The following is a 14,136-nucleotide window of genomic DNA, read 5'->3' on the forward strand; positions in this document are numbered from 1 at the left end:
GCGGCGGACCGCCGCCGACGGGCCGTCACCCTGGCGGGCCGTCACTCTGCCGGCCGCGCCCGCCCGGGACGACCGACCGCCGATCGGAGGCCCGGTGAACCGCACCATGCCCGCCGCCCGAGCCGCCGTGCGGAGCAGCGGCGCCGCCCTCGGCCGGCTGCTGGTGCTGACGGCCGTCGTCCCGGCCGAGCTGGTGCTGCTGGTGATCGTGATCAGCAGCTTCGCGCTCTGGTTGGGCCTGGGGATCTTCGTCCTGTTCCCCGCCACCACCCGGCTCGCCCGCGCGGCGGCCGGCCTCGCCCGGACCTGGGCGGGCCGCTGGTCGGGCGTGCCGGTGCCGCCGCCGTACCTGCCGCGCCCGGGGCTCGAACGCACCCTGCACGGCTGGTTCTGGACCGGCCACGACTACCAGAAGCACCGCTGGTTCGCGAGCGTCTCGCGCACCATCCGCTGGCTCTGGAAGGATCCGGCGACCTGGCGCGACGTGCTCTGGGTGGTGCTGAACCCGGCGGTCGGCGGCGTTCTCGCCGCCACCCCGCCGCTGCTGCTCGGCGGCGGCCTGTACGCCCTCGCGAGCGCCGTGCTGCCGCTGCCCGGGCCGGACCCCGGCCCGGTCCGGGTGCTGCTGGACGGCAGCGTCGTCCCCACCCCCGCCGCCCTCCTCGCCCTCGGCCTCGCCCTGACCGCCGCGGGCCCGGGGCTGGCCCGCCCGGCGCTGCGCCTGCACGGCCGCTGGACGCGCGCCCTGCTCGGGCCCACCGAGCGCTCCCGCCTGGCCCGCCGGGTCGAGCAGCTGACCGAGACCAGGCTGGACGTCACCGAGGCACAGGCCGCCGAACTGCGCCGGATCGAGCGCGACCTGCACGACGGCGCCCAGGCCCGGCTGGTCGCGGTGAGCCTGCGGCTGGGGGCGGTCGCCGCGCTGATCGACCGCGACCCGGCGCAGGCGAAGACGGTGGTGACGGACGCGCAGGAGAACGTCGCCCAGGCCCTCCAGGAGCTGCGCGACCTGGTCCGGGGCATCCACCCGCCGGTGCTCGCCGAGCGCGGACTGGCGGAGGGGCTGCGCGCGCTGGCCCTGGACGTGCCGCTGCGCGTCGAGGTGCGGGCCGAGCTGCCCGGCCGGGCCGAGTCCCCGGTGGAGTCGGCGGTCTACTACGCGGTCAGCGAGGCCCTGACCAACGCGGTCAAGCACGCCGGCGCGCGGCACGCCGCGGTGGAGCTGGTCCATGTGGACGGGCTGCTGCGCGCCGAGGTCACCGACGACGGCCGGGGCGGCGCCGACCCCGGCCGGGGCACCGGCCTGCGGGGCATCCAGCGCAGGCTGGCGGCGTTCGACGGTACGCTCACGCTGATCAGCCCCCCGGGCGGGCCGACCCGGCTGACCATGGAGCTACCGTGCGCGTTGTCCTCGCCGAGGACCTCTACCTCCTGAGGGACGGCCTGTCCCTCCTCCTCACCGCCCACGGGCACGAGATCGTCGCGGCGGTGGGCAGCGGCCCCGAACTCGCGGCCGCGCTCGCCGAGCACCGCCCGGACGTCGCGGTGGTGGACGTCCGGCTGCCGCCCACCTTCACCGACGAGGGCCTCCAGATCGCCCTCGCGGCCCGCCGGGCCCGGCCGGGTCTGCCCGTCCTGGTGCTCTCCCAGCACGTCGAGCAGCTGTACGCGCGCGAGCTGATCGCCGACGGCGCCGGGGCGGTCGGCTACCTGCTCAAGGACCGGGTCTCCAACGCCGGGCAGTTCATGGACGCGCTGCGCACCGTCGCCTCCGGCGGCACCGTGATGGACCCGCAGGTGATCACCCGGCTGCTCGCCCGCAACGCCGACGACCGCCCGCTCGCGCTGCTCACCCCGCGCGAGCGGGAGGTGCTGGCGATGATGGCCGAGGGCCGCTCGAACGCCGCGATCGCCCAGCGGCTGCACTTCAGCGAGGGCGCCGTCAGCAAGCACACCTCCAACATCTTCGCGAAGCTGGGGCTCGGTGCCTCCGACGACGACAACCGCCGGGTGCTGGCCGTCCTCGCCTACCTCGACGGCACCCGCTCGGCCTGACGCGGCGCCGGCAGGACACCGCCCCGGCGGGCCACCGGCGGCAGCCCCAGCCGGTGCGCGGCCGCGACGGCGAGGCCCACGAGCAGCGCGACCAGGTGCCCCACGGCGGCGACCTCGCCGTCCGGGACCCCGCCCAGCAGGTCGGGCGCCGCCACCGCGAGCATCGCCAGCCACACCGCCCGCGACCACACCGGCCGGGCCCGGCAGGCCGCCACCGTCAGCGCCGCGACCACCACGTAGGACGGACCGGTGTCCAGGGCGTGCGCGGCCTCGGCCGGCAGCCCGCCGTGCTCGATCCGCCACCACACCAGCCCCTCGGTCAGCGCGGTCGCCACCAGCTGCGCGAGGGCCAGTACCGCCACCGCCCGCCGGCCGCCGAGTGCCCCGACCACCGCGAAGGCGGACAGCGCGAACACCGGCCAGACCCAGATGGTGTCCTGCGGGACGAACGCCGACACCACGAGCGATTCGACCGGGTGGCCGTCCGGCCAGAGCCGCAGATTGTCCAGGTCGGTCGACGCCCACTCCCGCAGCGCCCGCACCCGCTCGGCCGGCAGCAGCCGCAGCACCGGCCACATCGCGGCCAGTGCGGTCACGTACCAGAACGCCGGATTGCGCAGCAGCGGGAGCAGCCGTCGCGCGACCGGCCGTGGCGGCACCCCGGCCCCTACCGGCCGCGGCGCTGCGCCCGCGCCCCGCCGGCGAGGACCGCACCCGCGGTGAGCGCCACCGCGCCGGCCGCCAGCAGTCCGCCCCGGGAGCGCCAGGACAGCACCGACCAGAGCGAGTTCGCGGAGAGCAGCGAACCGACGCTCAGCCACGACCCGGCGGACAGCACCGACAACGCCGACCCGGCCGACCCGATCGACAGGACGCTGCCCGCCGAGCCGATCGACAGCACCGACCCGGCCGAGCCGATCGACAGGACCGACCCCACCGACCCGATGGACAGCGGGGAGTCACTGGAACACGCCGCCCGCGCGGGCGAGCCGGCCGACGCGGCGGCCGTCGACGAGCAATCACGAGACTTGGACACCCTGTGATCGTATGCCGTCGCTCCCCACCGGTCACCCGCGGACGTGGGCCGGAAGGCCGCCCGCCGGCACGTACGGCCGCTCGTCCGGCAGCAGCAGCCGGGCGGCCTCCTCCTCGCCGGCCCGCAGGTGGCCGTGGATCCGCCGCACCAGCGGCGTGACGTCGGTGATGGACACCGTCCACTCGTCCGCGTAGCGCCGCGCCGCCTCGCCCGCCAGGCCGAGCTGCAGCGAGCGGTGCGGCAGCGGGCGCAGCCGCAGGTCGCGCTCGGGGTCCCACTGGACCCGGGCGGGCGCCCGCCTCAGCAGGCGCTGCCAGGTGGCCCGGTCCGGGTGGAGCCCGCGTGCGTAGTGCGCGAGGCAGGCGTTCTGCAGCGCCCACGCGAAGCCCGCCCGGTCGATCTCCACGGCGAGCACGGTCTCCTGCCCCTCCTTGGTCGCCCACCCGCAGCGGTACATCATCCAGAGGAACGAGGGCTTGATCCACGTCATCCGGTCGCGCTTCCACGACGCGGGGAAGCGCCCGTCCCGGGCCGCCGCCTCCCCGATCTCCGGCCGGTAGGCCTGGTAAACGGTCACGGTGGCGGCCGTGTGGAGCGCGCGGATCCGGTGCTTCGGCTCCGGTTCCGGTTCCGGCGCGTGCGGCGGGGTGCCGTTCGGTGCTGTCACGCCGTCCAGGGTGGGCCGGGGCCGGCGGGCGCCGCCACCGAATTCCGGCCAGCGGCCGGACATGCTCACGCGATGCAAGGCCATATACAGTTAAAGCCTTCGATTTGCAGGTCTATCCACCCTATGGAACCATAATCCGTAAGCATTCAGCGGATCGAACACCAGAAAGTGAAGGACCATGTCGGACGGCGCGCGCGTCATCGTCGGAGTCAGCGGATCGTTGCACAGCCTGACCGCCCTGCACCGGGCGGCGGACGAGGCGCGTGACCGGGGCGCCGTCCTGGTGCCGGTGTTCGCCTGGACGCCCGCCGGCGGCGAGTACAACTACCGGCTGCGCCCCTGCCCGCCGCTGCTCCGCGCCTGGCAGGCCATGGCCGACGCACGGCTGGACCAGGCCCTGGAGGAGGCGTTCGGCGGCCTCCCGGTCGGGGTCCGGGTCGAGCCGCAGGTGGTGCGCGGCGAGGTCGGCCCGGTGCTGACCGCGCTGGCCGACCGGCCGGACGACCTGCTGGTGGTCGGCGCGGGCCGGCACGGCACCCTGCGCACCGCCGTGCGCCGGCTGTTCCGGGGCGGCTCGGTGAGCCGCTACTGCCTGGCCCACGCCCGCTGCACCGTGCTCGCCGTCCCGCCGTCCGACCTCCAGGCCGACCTGCGCGCCCTGCGCCGAGGCGTCGACCTGCGCGAACTCACCGACCTCGTCGCCGCCTGAGCCGCCCGTAGCCGGTCGCCCGGCCCGTCACTCGAAGCGGGTGACGTCGCCGGCGCCCCGGCGGACGATCTCCGGCCCGCCGCCGGAGAAGTCGACGACCGTCGTCGGCACCGTCCCGCAGTCGCCCGAGTCCACCACCGCGTCCAGCACGTGGTCGAGGCGCTCCTTGATCTCCCACCCCTGCGTCATCGGCTCGTCCTCGCCGGGCAGGATCAGGGTGCTGGAGACCAGCGGCTCACCGAGCTCGGTGAGCAGCGCCCTGGTGACGGCGTGGTCGGGGATCCTGACCCCCACCGTCTTCTTCTTCGGGTGCATCAGACGGCGCGGCACCTCCTTGGTGGCGGGGAGGATGAAGGTGTAGCTGCCCGGGGTGGCGGCCTTGACGGCGCGGAAGACGTTGTTGTCCAGCTGGACGAACTGCCCCAGCTGCGCGAAGTCCACGCACATCAGGGTGAAGTGGTGGCGGTCGTCGAGCCGCCGGATCGTTCGGATCCGCTCCAGGCCGTCGCGGTTGTCCAGCTGACAGCCCAGGGCGAAGCAGGAGTCGGTCGGGTACGCGATCAGCGCCCCGGACCGGAGACTGTCGACCACGGTGCCGATGGTGCGCGGCTGCGGGGATTCTGGATGCACATCGAAGTACTTCGCCATTGGCCGACCCTACGGGATCCCGGCGGCGGGCGGGCGCAGCCGCGACGGCCCACCGCGCGGACGCCGCCGCCGCCCGGGTCCTGGTGGGCCACCCCGGCGGGCGCGTACGGTCGGGCGGTATGGGTTTCGACCAGGCTCGCGCGAACCGGATCTTCCTCCCCGGGACCTATGCGGAGGGCGTGCCCCACGAGCTGTTCCGGGAGCTGCGGACGGCGGCCCCGGTCTGCTGGGTCGAGGAACCGCCGGTGGGGGAGTGGCCGGCCGGCCCCGGCTACTGGGCGGTCCTGCGGCACGCCGACGTCAAGCACGTCCTCCGCACCCCCGAGCTGTTCTCCTCCCACCTGGGCGCCACCCAGATCCGCGACCCCGACTCCGCCGCCGACCTGGCCTTCGCCCGCACCATGATGCTCAACCAGGACCCGCCCGACCACGCCCGGCTGCGCCGGATCGTCGCCGCCGCCTTCACCCCGCGGGCGCTGCGCGAGCTGGCCGACGGCATCGAGGAGCGGGCGGCGCGGCTCGTCGCCGAGGTCCGCCCGCTGGGCGGGACCGACCTCGTGCCGCTCGCGGCCGACCTGCCGGTCTGGACCCTGGCCCGGATCATGGGCGTGCCGGAGCAGGACCGGCAGCTGCTGGTCGACTGGTCGAACCGGGTGATCGGCTACCAGGACGCCGACCACGCGGACTCCCGCACCGCCGACCCGTCCGGGCTCACCGCCCTCGGCCGCGCCGCGCCGGCCCACCGCCCCACCACCCGGACCACCCCGGACGGCCGCCCCGTCAACCCGCGCTCGCGGGCCGCCCTCGCCGACATGTTCGCCTACGCCCACGCCCTCGCCGAACAGCCGCCGCCCGGCAGCATCGTGGCCCGGTTGCGCGAGGCCGGGCTGAGCACGGCCGAGTTCGAGACGATGTTCTTCCTCTTCGGGGTCGCCGGGAACGAGACGCTGCGCAACGGCCTGCCCGGCGGCCTGTACACCCTGCTCACCCACCCCGACCAGCACCGGCTGCTGCTCTCCCGGCCCGAACTGACCGCCTCCGCCGTCGAGGAGATGCTGCGCCACTGGCCGCCGGTACTGGACTTCCGGCGCACCGCCACCCGGGACGTCGAACTCGGCGGACGGCTGCTCCGGCGCGGCGACAAGGTGGTGGTCCACCACGCCTCGGCCAACCGCGACGGGACGGTGTTCCCCGACCCCGACCGCTTCGACATCACCCGCAGCCCCAACGACCACGTCAGCTTCGGGTACGGTCCGCACTTCTGCCTGGGCGCGCAGCTCGCCCGCCTCCAGATGGCGGCGATGCTGCGCCACCTGCTCACCGGCCTGCCCGGGTTGGAACTCGCCCCGGGCGCCGCGCCCCGCCGCCTGGTCTCCAACTTCCAGAACGGACTCAAGGACCTCCCCGTCCGCTGGCGAGCGGAGCGCCGCTGACGGAACGCGGCGGCGTCGCGGGCGGCCCGGGCGGAGAAGGAGCGCGGCCGGGGCCCGCGGGACGTCCGGGCCGACGGCAGGCCGGGGTGAGGCGGCGGCGCTGCGCCCCGATGCCCGCCGGGCGCTCCGGCAGGTCGTCGACCGCCGCGGCCGGCCTCACCCGCGCATCCGCCGGATGCCGGGCGATCCGGAGGTGTCCCGGTCCCCGCCGGGCGGGGACCGGGACACCCGGTGCGGGTGCGGACTAGCAGGTCCAGCGGTGGGAGCGGAGGTGGACGCCGGTGCCGCCGTTCTCGGAGAAGTTGCCCTTCGCGCCCGCCGCCGTGCAGACCACGCGCCGGCCGGTGTAGTCGGCGCCGGTGTAGAAGGCGACGGGCCGGCCGGACGTGCCGTTGTTGAACACCGAGCGGACCTTCGTGCCGGCGGACCAGCGGCAGGTGTCCCCGGCCTGCCAGTCGGGGTCGTCGTAGGGCCAGGCGCACACCTGCCCCGTCCCGTTGGGGCCGCTGTAGGCGCAGACCCGGCCGTCCACGCAGGACCACGGGTCGAGGTCGGCGTGGGCGGGCTGCGGGGCGGCGAGCAGGGCGGCGGCGGCCGCGGCGAGCGCGGCGACGAGGCCGAGGTGCTGACGGGCGCGTTCCATGGTGATCGGTCCTTCCGGTTCAGGGATGCGGGAGCTGTGCGGGGGCTCAGGCGCCGGGCGGGCTGACGTAGCCGGAGACCGGCTGGTGGTTGGTGCGAACCTCCGACGGGTCGAGGCGGGTGCGGAGGGCGACCTCGTCGCCGAGGTTGCCGTCGACGGTGTCGAGGGTCCCGTCGCGGTGGACGGCGACGATCACGCCGACGTGGCCGGGCGTGCCGCCGTCCGGCTCGCCGTAGACGACCAGGTCGCCCGGCTTCGGGGTGTACGCGCCGCGCTGGTGGAACAGCCCCTTCTGCCGGCCCCACTTGCCGATGCCGCGCGCGGCGAGGACGTCGGGCGTCTCCTCGATCCCGGCCCGGTGCCACGTCCACTCGGCGAAGGCCGCGCACCACGGAGTTTTCGCGCAGGACCCGCCGTTCTTGTGGTAAGCGAAGTACTTGTCGCAGGAACCGGACTTCTCGGGCGACACGCCGTCGGGGGTGATCTCCCCCCGGGCCACCGAGACGACCCGGTCGCGGACGGTGGCGGCGGACGCGGCCGGGGAGGTGGCGGCCGCGCCGAGCGCCGGCAGCAGGGTGAGGACGGCCAGCGCGGCGGCGGTCGAGGTGCGCCGGGACAGCTTCATGAGAGCTCCTCCATGGGGGTGAACCGGTTCTGCCCGCCGCCTGGTCGCCTCGCCTACAGTCGGCGGGCATGCCGGAGGCATGCGGGGACCGGGAGGCGGTGGCACGGCGGGAGTCGACGAGTCGGTGCGACGTCGTGGGATCCATCCTGCGGACCTCAGCGGGCCGTCACCAGGCCGTTGGACCGGTGCGGCGTCCCAGGGCTCGCCCACTTCCCGTCCCACTGCTCCGACCTGCGGAAACGATGGACACCGGGACAGCGATTGGGACAGCGGCGCATGCATGACGAACCGTCGGACGGGACCGCGGGAGCCACCGCGGAGGGGCCGGACCACCCCAGGGCCCTGCTCGTCCGCGCACTGAACGACGGACTCGGGACGCGCGGCCTGTCCCTGGACAGGGTGGTGGCCCGGCTGCGGGAGCGGCTCGGCGACTCCCCTGTGCGGGGCCTGAGCACCTCCTCGATCAGCCGCTACCTCGACCCCGGCCGCACCGAACTGCCGGACCTCGCCGTCCTCGCCGAACTCGCCCGGATCTTCCGCACCGACCCGGCGGAGCTGGCCCGCTGGCAGCGCTGGCACCAGCAGGCGAAGCAGGCAGCGGACCACGAGCTGCGCGACCGCCGCGCGGCGCGCCGGGCCGCCGCCCCGGCGCCTGCCGCCGACACCGAGGCACTGCCGGTCCCGGTGCGCCCGGCACCCCCGGAGCCCGCTGACGAACTGTCGGCCGTGCGGCGGGCGGCGGGGCGGTGGCCGCGCCGACGGGGCGCGGTGCTCGGGGGCCTGGCACTCGCGGCCGTGGCCGGCGGCGCGGTGTGGGCGGGGCACGGCGGGCCCGTCGGCACCCCGTCGGTGGTGGCGCCGTCCGCGAGCGCCGCGCGGCGGGGACCGGTGCCGGTGACCGCCGGGTCGACCGAGGGCTTCGCCGAAGGGGTGGAGGTGGGCGCGCTCGGTGGGGACAGCCGCTGCTCGGCGCCGAAGGAGGGGCCGTCCGGCACCCTGCTGCGGGCCTGTGCGATGGTGCAGCCCGGGCAGGTGCTGTTCGCGGTCCGGGTCGACAATCCGACGGACGCGCCGGTGGAGGTGACCGCCAAGGTGGCCGGCTTCTGGGCGGGCGTCCTGCACTCCTGCGACCCCGGACGCTCCGTCGTGCACACCACCGTGGCACCGGGGGCCACCTTCACCAGCGACCCGGAGGAGTGCCTCACACCCCGCCGCAGCACCTCGCTCGCCTACCAGGCGGAGGCCTTCGTCGCCCTCGGGAACGGGCAGCGGTGGGTCGGCCACATGCTCTCCCCGAACGCCCACGTCCACCCGGGCCGCGAGACCCTCTGGCGGTGCCGCGGCGACGTTCCGTGCTAGGCCGCGCCTACGGGTCGTCGGAGCCGTCGTGCCGCAGGGCGCCGATCACCGCCCAGGCGACGGAGACCACCGGGACGGCGATCAGGGCGGCGAGGACGACGCCGAGGACGGCGCCGCCGGTGAGGGGGAGGGCGACGGCCACGGGGTGGATGCGCACGGACCAGCCGAGGACGAGGGGGTGGAGCAGGTGGCCCTCGATCTGGCCGATCATCACGATCAGGCCGAGGACCAGCAGGGCCACCACCGGGCCGCGGGCGGCCAGGGCCACCAGGGCGGCGACGGCCAGGGCGATCGGGGAGCCGATCAGCGGGATGAGGGTGGCGGCGAACTCCAGGACGACCAGCGGCAGCACCAGGGGAACCCCGAGGACGGCGAGGGCGATGCCGGCCAGGGCGGCGTTGGTCGCCGCGACGATCAGCACGCCGCGGGTGTAGCCCGCGAAGGTGTGCCAGGCGGCGCGGCCCGCCCGTCGCCACACCGGGCGGGCGCGGGCCGGGAGTTGGCGCAGCCCCAGGTCCACATCCGGTCGCCGGAGTGCAGGAGGAAGACCGAGCAGAACACCGCGAGCGCCGGCCCGGTGACCGGTTCGACGGCCCGCCTGGCGCCGCTGAGCGCGGTGCTGAGCAGCGCGGAGCGGTGGGAGGCGACGAAGTCGCCGATCCGGGTCTTCAGGTCGGTGGCCGTCCCGGGGTGCAGGTGGAAGGGCGCGTCGGAGAGCCGGCGGTCGATCCGGCCGAGGCCGCCGTGCCGTTCGCCGCCCAGCCGGCCCCACTCGGCGGCGACGGTCGTCCCGATCAGGGCGAGGATCCCGCCGACCAGGGCGGCGGCGCCGAGGAGGGCGAGCAGGACCGCGAGCGCCCGGGGCATGCCCCGGGTCGGCAGATCGACCGGCGGGCGCAGGACGGAGGAGGTGATGACCAGGGCCAGGAACACGGCGATCACCGGCAGTGGAGCCGGGTGAGGACGGTGACCACGGCGCGTGGCGGGGCCGGGCGGGCTGCTTCTGTCGGGCATCGGCCGTGCCCTCCTCGGGTCGGGAACCTCCCGTCGCCCGGCGTCTGTCCGCCGATGCCGACGCCAAACCCCGTGACCGCGCACGACCGGACCCCGTCGGCGCGCCTTCGGCGGGGTCCGGTCGTGCGCGGTGGGGAACTGCCCGTCAGACCGCCGGAGCGGGGACGGCCGTACGCTCCTCGACGGGTGCGGCGGGGGTGAGGGCCCGCTGCGCCAGGGCGCCGAAGACCAGGGCGAACCCGGTCCACAGCACCGCCTGCAGGCCGATCGAGGCGAGCCGGAAGTCCCACAGCAGCCCGGCCGGGAAGCCGTCCGGGATCGCGTCGTCGTTGTCCGGCAGCGCGAAGGAGAGCACGGCCGTCACCGCGACGTAGCCGAGGCCGGCCGCGACGACGGCGTTCCAGGTACCCAGGCGCGGAGCCAGCCGGCGGCCGAGGATCACCGCGGCGACGCCGAGCAGCACGCTGAGCGCGATCATGAGGAAGAACAGCGCGGTGCGCTTCCCGATGGTGTCCGGGTTGCCGACCGCCGGCGGCATCGCCGGGTACTTGAGGAACGGCACCAGGTAGACGGTGGTGAACGCGGCGCCCGCGACCAGCGCGGCGGTGGCCCGGGGGCCGAACCGGCCGATCCGGCCGAGGGCGAAGCAGAACGCCAGCGCCGCGATGCCGCCGACGGCGACGCCGTAGACCAGCACCCCGGTGGCGAGGCCGGCCGTGGACTGGAGGTCGCGGCTGACCAGTTCCTCCTCCTCGTCACCGGAGTCGGCGGAGTCGGCGGAGTCGGCGGTGTCGGCGGTGTCGGCGGCCCCGTGGGAGTCCGCCGGACCGGCGGCGGGTTCGGCTCCGCCCCCGTGGTGATGCCCCGCCCCGGCGGATTGCGACTGCTCCTGCGCGATGGCGTCCGAGACGGGGCCCTCGCCGACGGTGTAGGCGAAGACGAAGGCCGCCAGCCCGGCGAGCAGGCCCGCGATCAGGCCCCGCAGCAGCAGCTTTCCGACGGTGCCCGAGGGCACGGATGCGGAGGTGTTCATCGGTGCTCGGTCTCCGCTCAGTGGCACGGGAAGCCGAGCAGGTGGCGGCCGTCGTGCACCCACTCGTGCACGGTCGCCCCGGAGAAGACCGAGGTGGCGCCCTGTTCGGCGCCGACGAAGTAGAGCAGGACCAGCATCAGGGTGCCGAGGAACAGCGCCCAGGGAAGGACGGCGCGGATCGGCAGCGCGGCCGGGGCGGAACCGCCCGCGGGCAGGCTGGGGGAGAGGACGGACTGGGCCATGGCAGGACCTCCTGGGGGAAACACGCGTCCCGTTCGGTGGAGCTCTGACGACGGCGATCGGGTCTGACTCGCCGGACCCCGCCGTTGCGTGAGGCGGCCGGTTCCGGCTTACAGTGGCGCGACCGTGCCGGATTTCCACCGGACTTCCGTCTCGCCGTCGTCTTCAGTTGTCGCAGGAGACCGTAGCGCCCGGTGACGGCGGCGCCAAGGGCGCGCACCGAATCGTCGTCCCGCCGCGGCCTGCGCATTCGTGCGCGGGCAGGGGGTGGAACGCCCCGCTCCGGGGTGTTCCCAAGGGTGACAGGTGTACGAAGGGGGAAGGACATGACGGTACGGGTGATCTTCGTCGCTCCGGCGATCGGACCGGAGCTGCGGCAGGCGCGGTTCGGCGGCGAAGGCTTCGTGGACGGGTGCGATCCGCTCGACCCGGCCGGGGTGCGCGCCGCCCGCGCCGCCGCACCGGGCCTGCCGGCGGCGGCCCGCCGGTTCGTCTCCCCCTCCGCCCGCTGCCGCCGCACCGCCGAGGAGCTGGGGATCTCCGGCGCCGTGGACGAGCCCGCGCTGCGCGGCTGCGGCACGGGCCGTTGGAGCGGGCGGACCCTGGACGAGGTGGCGGCCGAGGAGCCGGCGGCGGTGCTGGAGTGGCTGGCCGATCCGGCGGCCGCGCCGCACGGCGGCGAGTCGGTGCGGCAGCTGTGCGCCCGGGTGGGCGCCTGGCTGGACGGCGCGGCGGCCGCGCTGGGCGGCCGGGTGCTGGTGGTCGCCGAGCCGGACGTGGTCCGGGCCGCCGCGGTGCACGCCCTCGGCGTCCCGGACCAGGCCTTCCGGCGGCTCGACGTGCCTCCGCTGGCCGGTGTCGAACTGACCGGGCGGGCGGACCGCTGGAACCTGCGGCTCGGCGGGCCCGGCACCGGCTGAGCCGGTGGCGGACGGGCGCCCGGCTCAACCGGCGCGGAGCAGGCGCGCGCGGTCCTCGGCGAGGTAGCGGGAACGGACGGCGGCGACGATCTCGGCGCTCGCGGTGCCGCTGCCGTACGGGGAGGGGCGTCCGGCGAGCGCCCCGACGGCGTCCGGATCGGCGAGCGACTCCCGCAGCGCGACGTCGAGTTCGGCGCCGGGCCGGACCAGCCGGGCGAAGCCGGACCGGACCGCCTCGGGCCGTTCGGTGGAGTTGCGGACCACGATCAGCGGCCGCTTGAGCACCGTGCACTCCTCCTGGACCCCGCCGGAGTCCGAGACCAGCAGCCGGCAGCCGGCCGCCAGGGCGAGGAAGGTGCGGTGGTCGACCGGGGGCACCGGGCGCAGCCCGGCGAGCGCGCCGGAGAGCCCGAACCGCTCGATCGCCGCCCGGGTGCGCGGGTGCAGCGGAAGGACCACCGGCAGCTCCAGCGCGGCGAGTTGGCCGAGGATCCGACCGAGCCGGACCGGGTCGTCGGTGTTCTCGGGCCGGTGCAGGGTGGCCAGCAGATAGCGGTCGGGGCGCAGCCCGTACCCCGCCAGCACGGCGCGGGCCTCGGCCGTCCCGGGCAGCGACTCCAGGGTGGCCTCGACGACGGTGTTGCCGGTGACCACCACCTGCTCCGCCGCGATCCCCTCGCGCAGCAGGTGGGCGGCCGCGGTCGCGGTCGGGGCGCAGTGCAGGTCGGCGAGCGGGGCGATCAGGCGGCGGTTGGCCTCCTCGGGCATGTCCGGGTCGAAGGATCGCAGTCCGGCCTCCACGTGGACCACGGGCGCGCCCGCGCAGTGGGCGGCGAGCGCCCCGGCGGCGGCGGAGTTGGTGTCGCCCTGGACGATGACGGCGGCGGGCGGGTGCTCGGTGAAGTGGTCGCTGAGGGCGCTGACCATGCGGCCGATCTGCCGGCCGCGGGCCTCGCCGGCGACGCCGCTGAGCGTGAGGTGCGGGTCGGGGAACGCGTACTGCCGGAAGAAGGTGGTGGTGAGGCCGGGATCCCAGTGCTGGCCGGTCCAGACGATGCGGGCGGAGTCCTCCAGGAGCCTGACCACGCCGGCGAGTTTCACGATTTCCGGTCGGGTGCCGAGGACCACGGCTATGTCGGCTGAGGGCATGCGGGCTCCCTTGACGGTGCATTCGGTCGAACGGTCGACCGTTTCGAACTACGCGTCACAACATGGCCGTCGGCGCCGAGCGTCGGCAACCGGTGATGATCAATGTCCCCCGAATGGCGGAACGGCCGGCCGTCGCGGCACTTCGCTGACACGCCGTCGACACGCCGGTTGATTCAACCGGGGGAGGCATCGTGCGACTACGGACCATCAAAGATCCGATTTTCGGTCCATGATGTGCCACCAGCACGGGAGTTCGATCCCGCGGCGGAGTCGCGTACCGTTCGTCCCCGCCCGGGCCGTTCCGATGTGCCGGTACTGAGCCCCCCCTTTGCTCCGGGGCGGTGTGGAGCCGCCCATATCGCTCGCGACGTGCGGCAATCCCCCCTTGAATCCCCCCGGTTATCCGATGAGAGGAATTCCCCTATGTACGGACCTGTGGCCGGCGGACTGCCGCCGGCAGCCGGTGGCGGCGCCCTGGCCGCGACCGGATCGGTGGGCATAGGTGTCACGGCGACGGCCGCGGTGGCCCTGGTGCTCCTGGGCCTCGGACTGCTCCGGCGCAGCAGACTGCGCCGGAGCGAGGGTCCGGGCGAGGACTGAGCCGC

18 protein-coding genes and 1 riboswitch are annotated in these 14,136 nt (G+C 75.5%); of the genes, 7 read left to right on the forward strand and 11 right to left on the reverse strand.

Annotated elements, in window-relative coordinates; translation table 11 throughout:
* Positions 1 to 94 precede the first annotated feature (94 nt).
* Both ACFC0B_RS10360 and ACFC0B_RS10365 read left to right on the forward strand, forming a co-directional pair.
* Positions 95 to 1,435: a sensor histidine kinase gene (locus ACFC0B_RS10360; RefSeq protein WP_376084534.1), complete on the forward strand. Its 1,341-nt coding sequence runs from the start codon at positions 95 to 97 to the stop codon at positions 1,433 to 1,435.
* Positions 1,399 to 2,055, forward strand: a complete 657-nt coding sequence (locus ACFC0B_RS10365) for a LuxR C-terminal-related transcriptional regulator (RefSeq protein WP_376084536.1) — start codon at positions 1,399 to 1,401, stop codon at positions 2,053 to 2,055. Before ACFC0B_RS10360 ends, ACFC0B_RS10365 begins: the two co-directional genes overlap by 37 nt.
* Here the strand turns inward: ACFC0B_RS10365 and ACFC0B_RS10370 are convergent.
* The 3 genes from ACFC0B_RS10370 to ACFC0B_RS10380 form a co-directional block, all read right to left on the reverse strand.
* On the reverse strand, positions 2,028 to 2,714 hold the full coding sequence (locus ACFC0B_RS10370) for a rhomboid-like protein (protein ID WP_376084538.1): 687 nt from the start codon (positions 2,712 to 2,714) through the stop codon (positions 2,028 to 2,030). The genes ACFC0B_RS10365 and ACFC0B_RS10370 overlap by 28 nt on opposite strands.
* Before the next feature lie 8 nt (positions 2,715 to 2,722).
* Complete coding sequence (locus ACFC0B_RS10375; protein ID WP_376085094.1) at positions 2,723 to 3,007, reverse strand: hypothetical protein; 285 nt, start codon at positions 3,005 to 3,007, stop codon at positions 2,723 to 2,725.
* Between the two features lie 115 nt (positions 3,008 to 3,122).
* Positions 3,123 to 3,767 carry a DUF4291 domain-containing protein gene (locus ACFC0B_RS10380; protein WP_376085096.1) on the reverse strand — a complete coding sequence of 215 codons (645 nt, stop codon included), beginning with the start codon at positions 3,765 to 3,767 and terminating at the stop codon, positions 3,123 to 3,125.
* 169 nt (positions 3,768 to 3,936) lie between these two features.
* Here ACFC0B_RS10380 and ACFC0B_RS10385 point away from each other — a divergent pair, with 169 nt between their 5' ends.
* Positions 3,937 to 4,467 (forward strand): universal stress protein, encoded by a 531-nt coding sequence (locus tag ACFC0B_RS10385; RefSeq protein ID WP_376084540.1) that lies wholly within the window; start codon positions 3,937 to 3,939, stop codon positions 4,465 to 4,467.
* A 27-nt stretch (positions 4,468 to 4,494) separates the two neighbouring features.
* Here ACFC0B_RS10385 and ACFC0B_RS10390 read toward each other — a convergent pair whose 3' ends face one another.
* On the reverse strand, positions 4,495 to 5,115 hold the full coding sequence (locus ACFC0B_RS10390; protein ID WP_376084542.1) for an L-threonylcarbamoyladenylate synthase: 621 nt from the start codon (positions 5,113 to 5,115) through the stop codon (positions 4,495 to 4,497).
* Positions 5,116 to 5,234: 119 nt separating this feature from the next.
* On the opposite strand from ACFC0B_RS10390, the gene ACFC0B_RS10395 reads away from it, so the two are divergent.
* Positions 5,235 to 6,548, forward strand: coding sequence for a cytochrome P450 (locus ACFC0B_RS10395; protein WP_376084544.1), 1,314 nt, complete (start codon positions 5,235 to 5,237; stop codon positions 6,546 to 6,548).
* Positions 6,549 to 6,792: 244 nt separating this feature from the next.
* Here ACFC0B_RS10395 and ACFC0B_RS10400 read toward each other — a convergent pair whose 3' ends face one another.
* Both ACFC0B_RS10400 and ACFC0B_RS10405 read right to left on the reverse strand, forming a co-directional pair.
* On the reverse strand, positions 6,793 to 7,191 hold the full coding sequence (locus ACFC0B_RS10400; RefSeq protein ID WP_376084546.1) for a peptidase inhibitor family I36 protein: 399 nt from the start codon (positions 7,189 to 7,191) through the stop codon (positions 6,793 to 6,795).
* A gap of 46 nt (positions 7,192 to 7,237) precedes the next feature.
* Positions 7,238 to 7,816 carry a CHAP domain-containing protein gene (locus ACFC0B_RS10405; protein ID WP_376084548.1) on the reverse strand — a complete coding sequence of 193 codons (579 nt, stop codon included), beginning with the start codon at positions 7,814 to 7,816 and terminating at the stop codon, positions 7,238 to 7,240.
* 276 nt (positions 7,817 to 8,092) lie between these two features.
* Here ACFC0B_RS10405 and ACFC0B_RS10410 point away from each other — a divergent pair, with 276 nt between their 5' ends.
* Complete coding sequence (locus ACFC0B_RS10410; RefSeq protein WP_376084550.1) at positions 8,093 to 9,175, forward strand: helix-turn-helix domain-containing protein; 1,083 nt, start codon at positions 8,093 to 8,095, stop codon at positions 9,173 to 9,175.
* A gap of 7 nt (positions 9,176 to 9,182) precedes the next feature.
* Here ACFC0B_RS10410 and ACFC0B_RS10415 read toward each other — a convergent pair whose 3' ends face one another.
* The 4 genes from ACFC0B_RS10415 to ACFC0B_RS10430 all read right to left on the reverse strand — a co-directional run bounded on the left by ACFC0B_RS10415 (position 9,183) and on the right by ACFC0B_RS10430 (position 11,464).
* On the reverse strand, positions 9,183 to 9,695 hold the full coding sequence (locus tag ACFC0B_RS10415; RefSeq protein WP_376084552.1) for an AI-2E family transporter: 513 nt from the start codon (positions 9,693 to 9,695) through the stop codon (positions 9,183 to 9,185).
* Positions 9,590 to 10,117, reverse strand: a complete 528-nt coding sequence (locus ACFC0B_RS10420; RefSeq protein ID WP_376084554.1) for a hypothetical protein — start codon at positions 10,115 to 10,117, stop codon at positions 9,590 to 9,592. The genes ACFC0B_RS10415 and ACFC0B_RS10420 overlap by 106 nt, the downstream gene beginning before the upstream one ends.
* A 217-nt stretch (positions 10,118 to 10,334) precedes the next feature.
* Positions 10,335 to 11,204, reverse strand: coding sequence for a CbtA family protein (locus tag ACFC0B_RS10425; protein ID WP_376085098.1), 870 nt, complete (start codon positions 11,202 to 11,204; stop codon positions 10,335 to 10,337).
* Between the two features lie 35 nt (positions 11,205 to 11,239).
* The gene (locus tag ACFC0B_RS10430) at positions 11,240 to 11,464 is read right to left on the reverse strand and encodes a CbtB-domain containing protein (RefSeq protein ID WP_376084555.1); all 225 of its coding nucleotides are present in this window, start codon (positions 11,462 to 11,464) and stop codon (positions 11,240 to 11,242) included.
* 61 nt (positions 11,465 to 11,525) lie between these two features.
* Positions 11,526 to 11,612, reverse strand: a riboswitch (cobalamin riboswitch).
* Between the two features lie 176 nt (positions 11,613 to 11,788).
* On the opposite strand from ACFC0B_RS10430, the gene ACFC0B_RS10435 reads away from it, so the two are divergent.
* Positions 11,789 to 12,382 carry a histidine phosphatase family protein gene (locus ACFC0B_RS10435; protein ID WP_376084557.1) on the forward strand — a complete coding sequence of 198 codons (594 nt, stop codon included), beginning with the start codon at positions 11,789 to 11,791 and terminating at the stop codon, positions 12,380 to 12,382.
* 24 nt (positions 12,383 to 12,406) lie between these two features.
* Here the strand turns inward: ACFC0B_RS10435 and wecB are convergent, their stop codons facing one another.
* Complete coding sequence (wecB, locus tag ACFC0B_RS10440) at positions 12,407 to 13,531, reverse strand: non-hydrolyzing UDP-N-acetylglucosamine 2-epimerase (RefSeq protein WP_376084559.1); 1,125 nt, start codon at positions 13,529 to 13,531, stop codon at positions 12,407 to 12,409.
* A 423-nt stretch (positions 13,532 to 13,954) separates the two neighbouring features.
* Between wecB and ACFC0B_RS10445 the strand changes: the two genes are divergently transcribed.
* On the forward strand, positions 13,955 to 14,131 hold the full coding sequence (locus ACFC0B_RS10445; RefSeq protein ID WP_376084561.1) for a hypothetical protein: 177 nt from the start codon (positions 13,955 to 13,957) through the stop codon (positions 14,129 to 14,131).
* Positions 14,132 to 14,136 lie beyond the last annotated feature (5 nt).

The organism is Kitasatospora sp. NPDC056184 (genome assembly GCF_042268405.1).
GTDB lineage: Bacteria > Actinomycetota > Actinomycetes > Streptomycetales > Streptomycetaceae > Kitasatospora.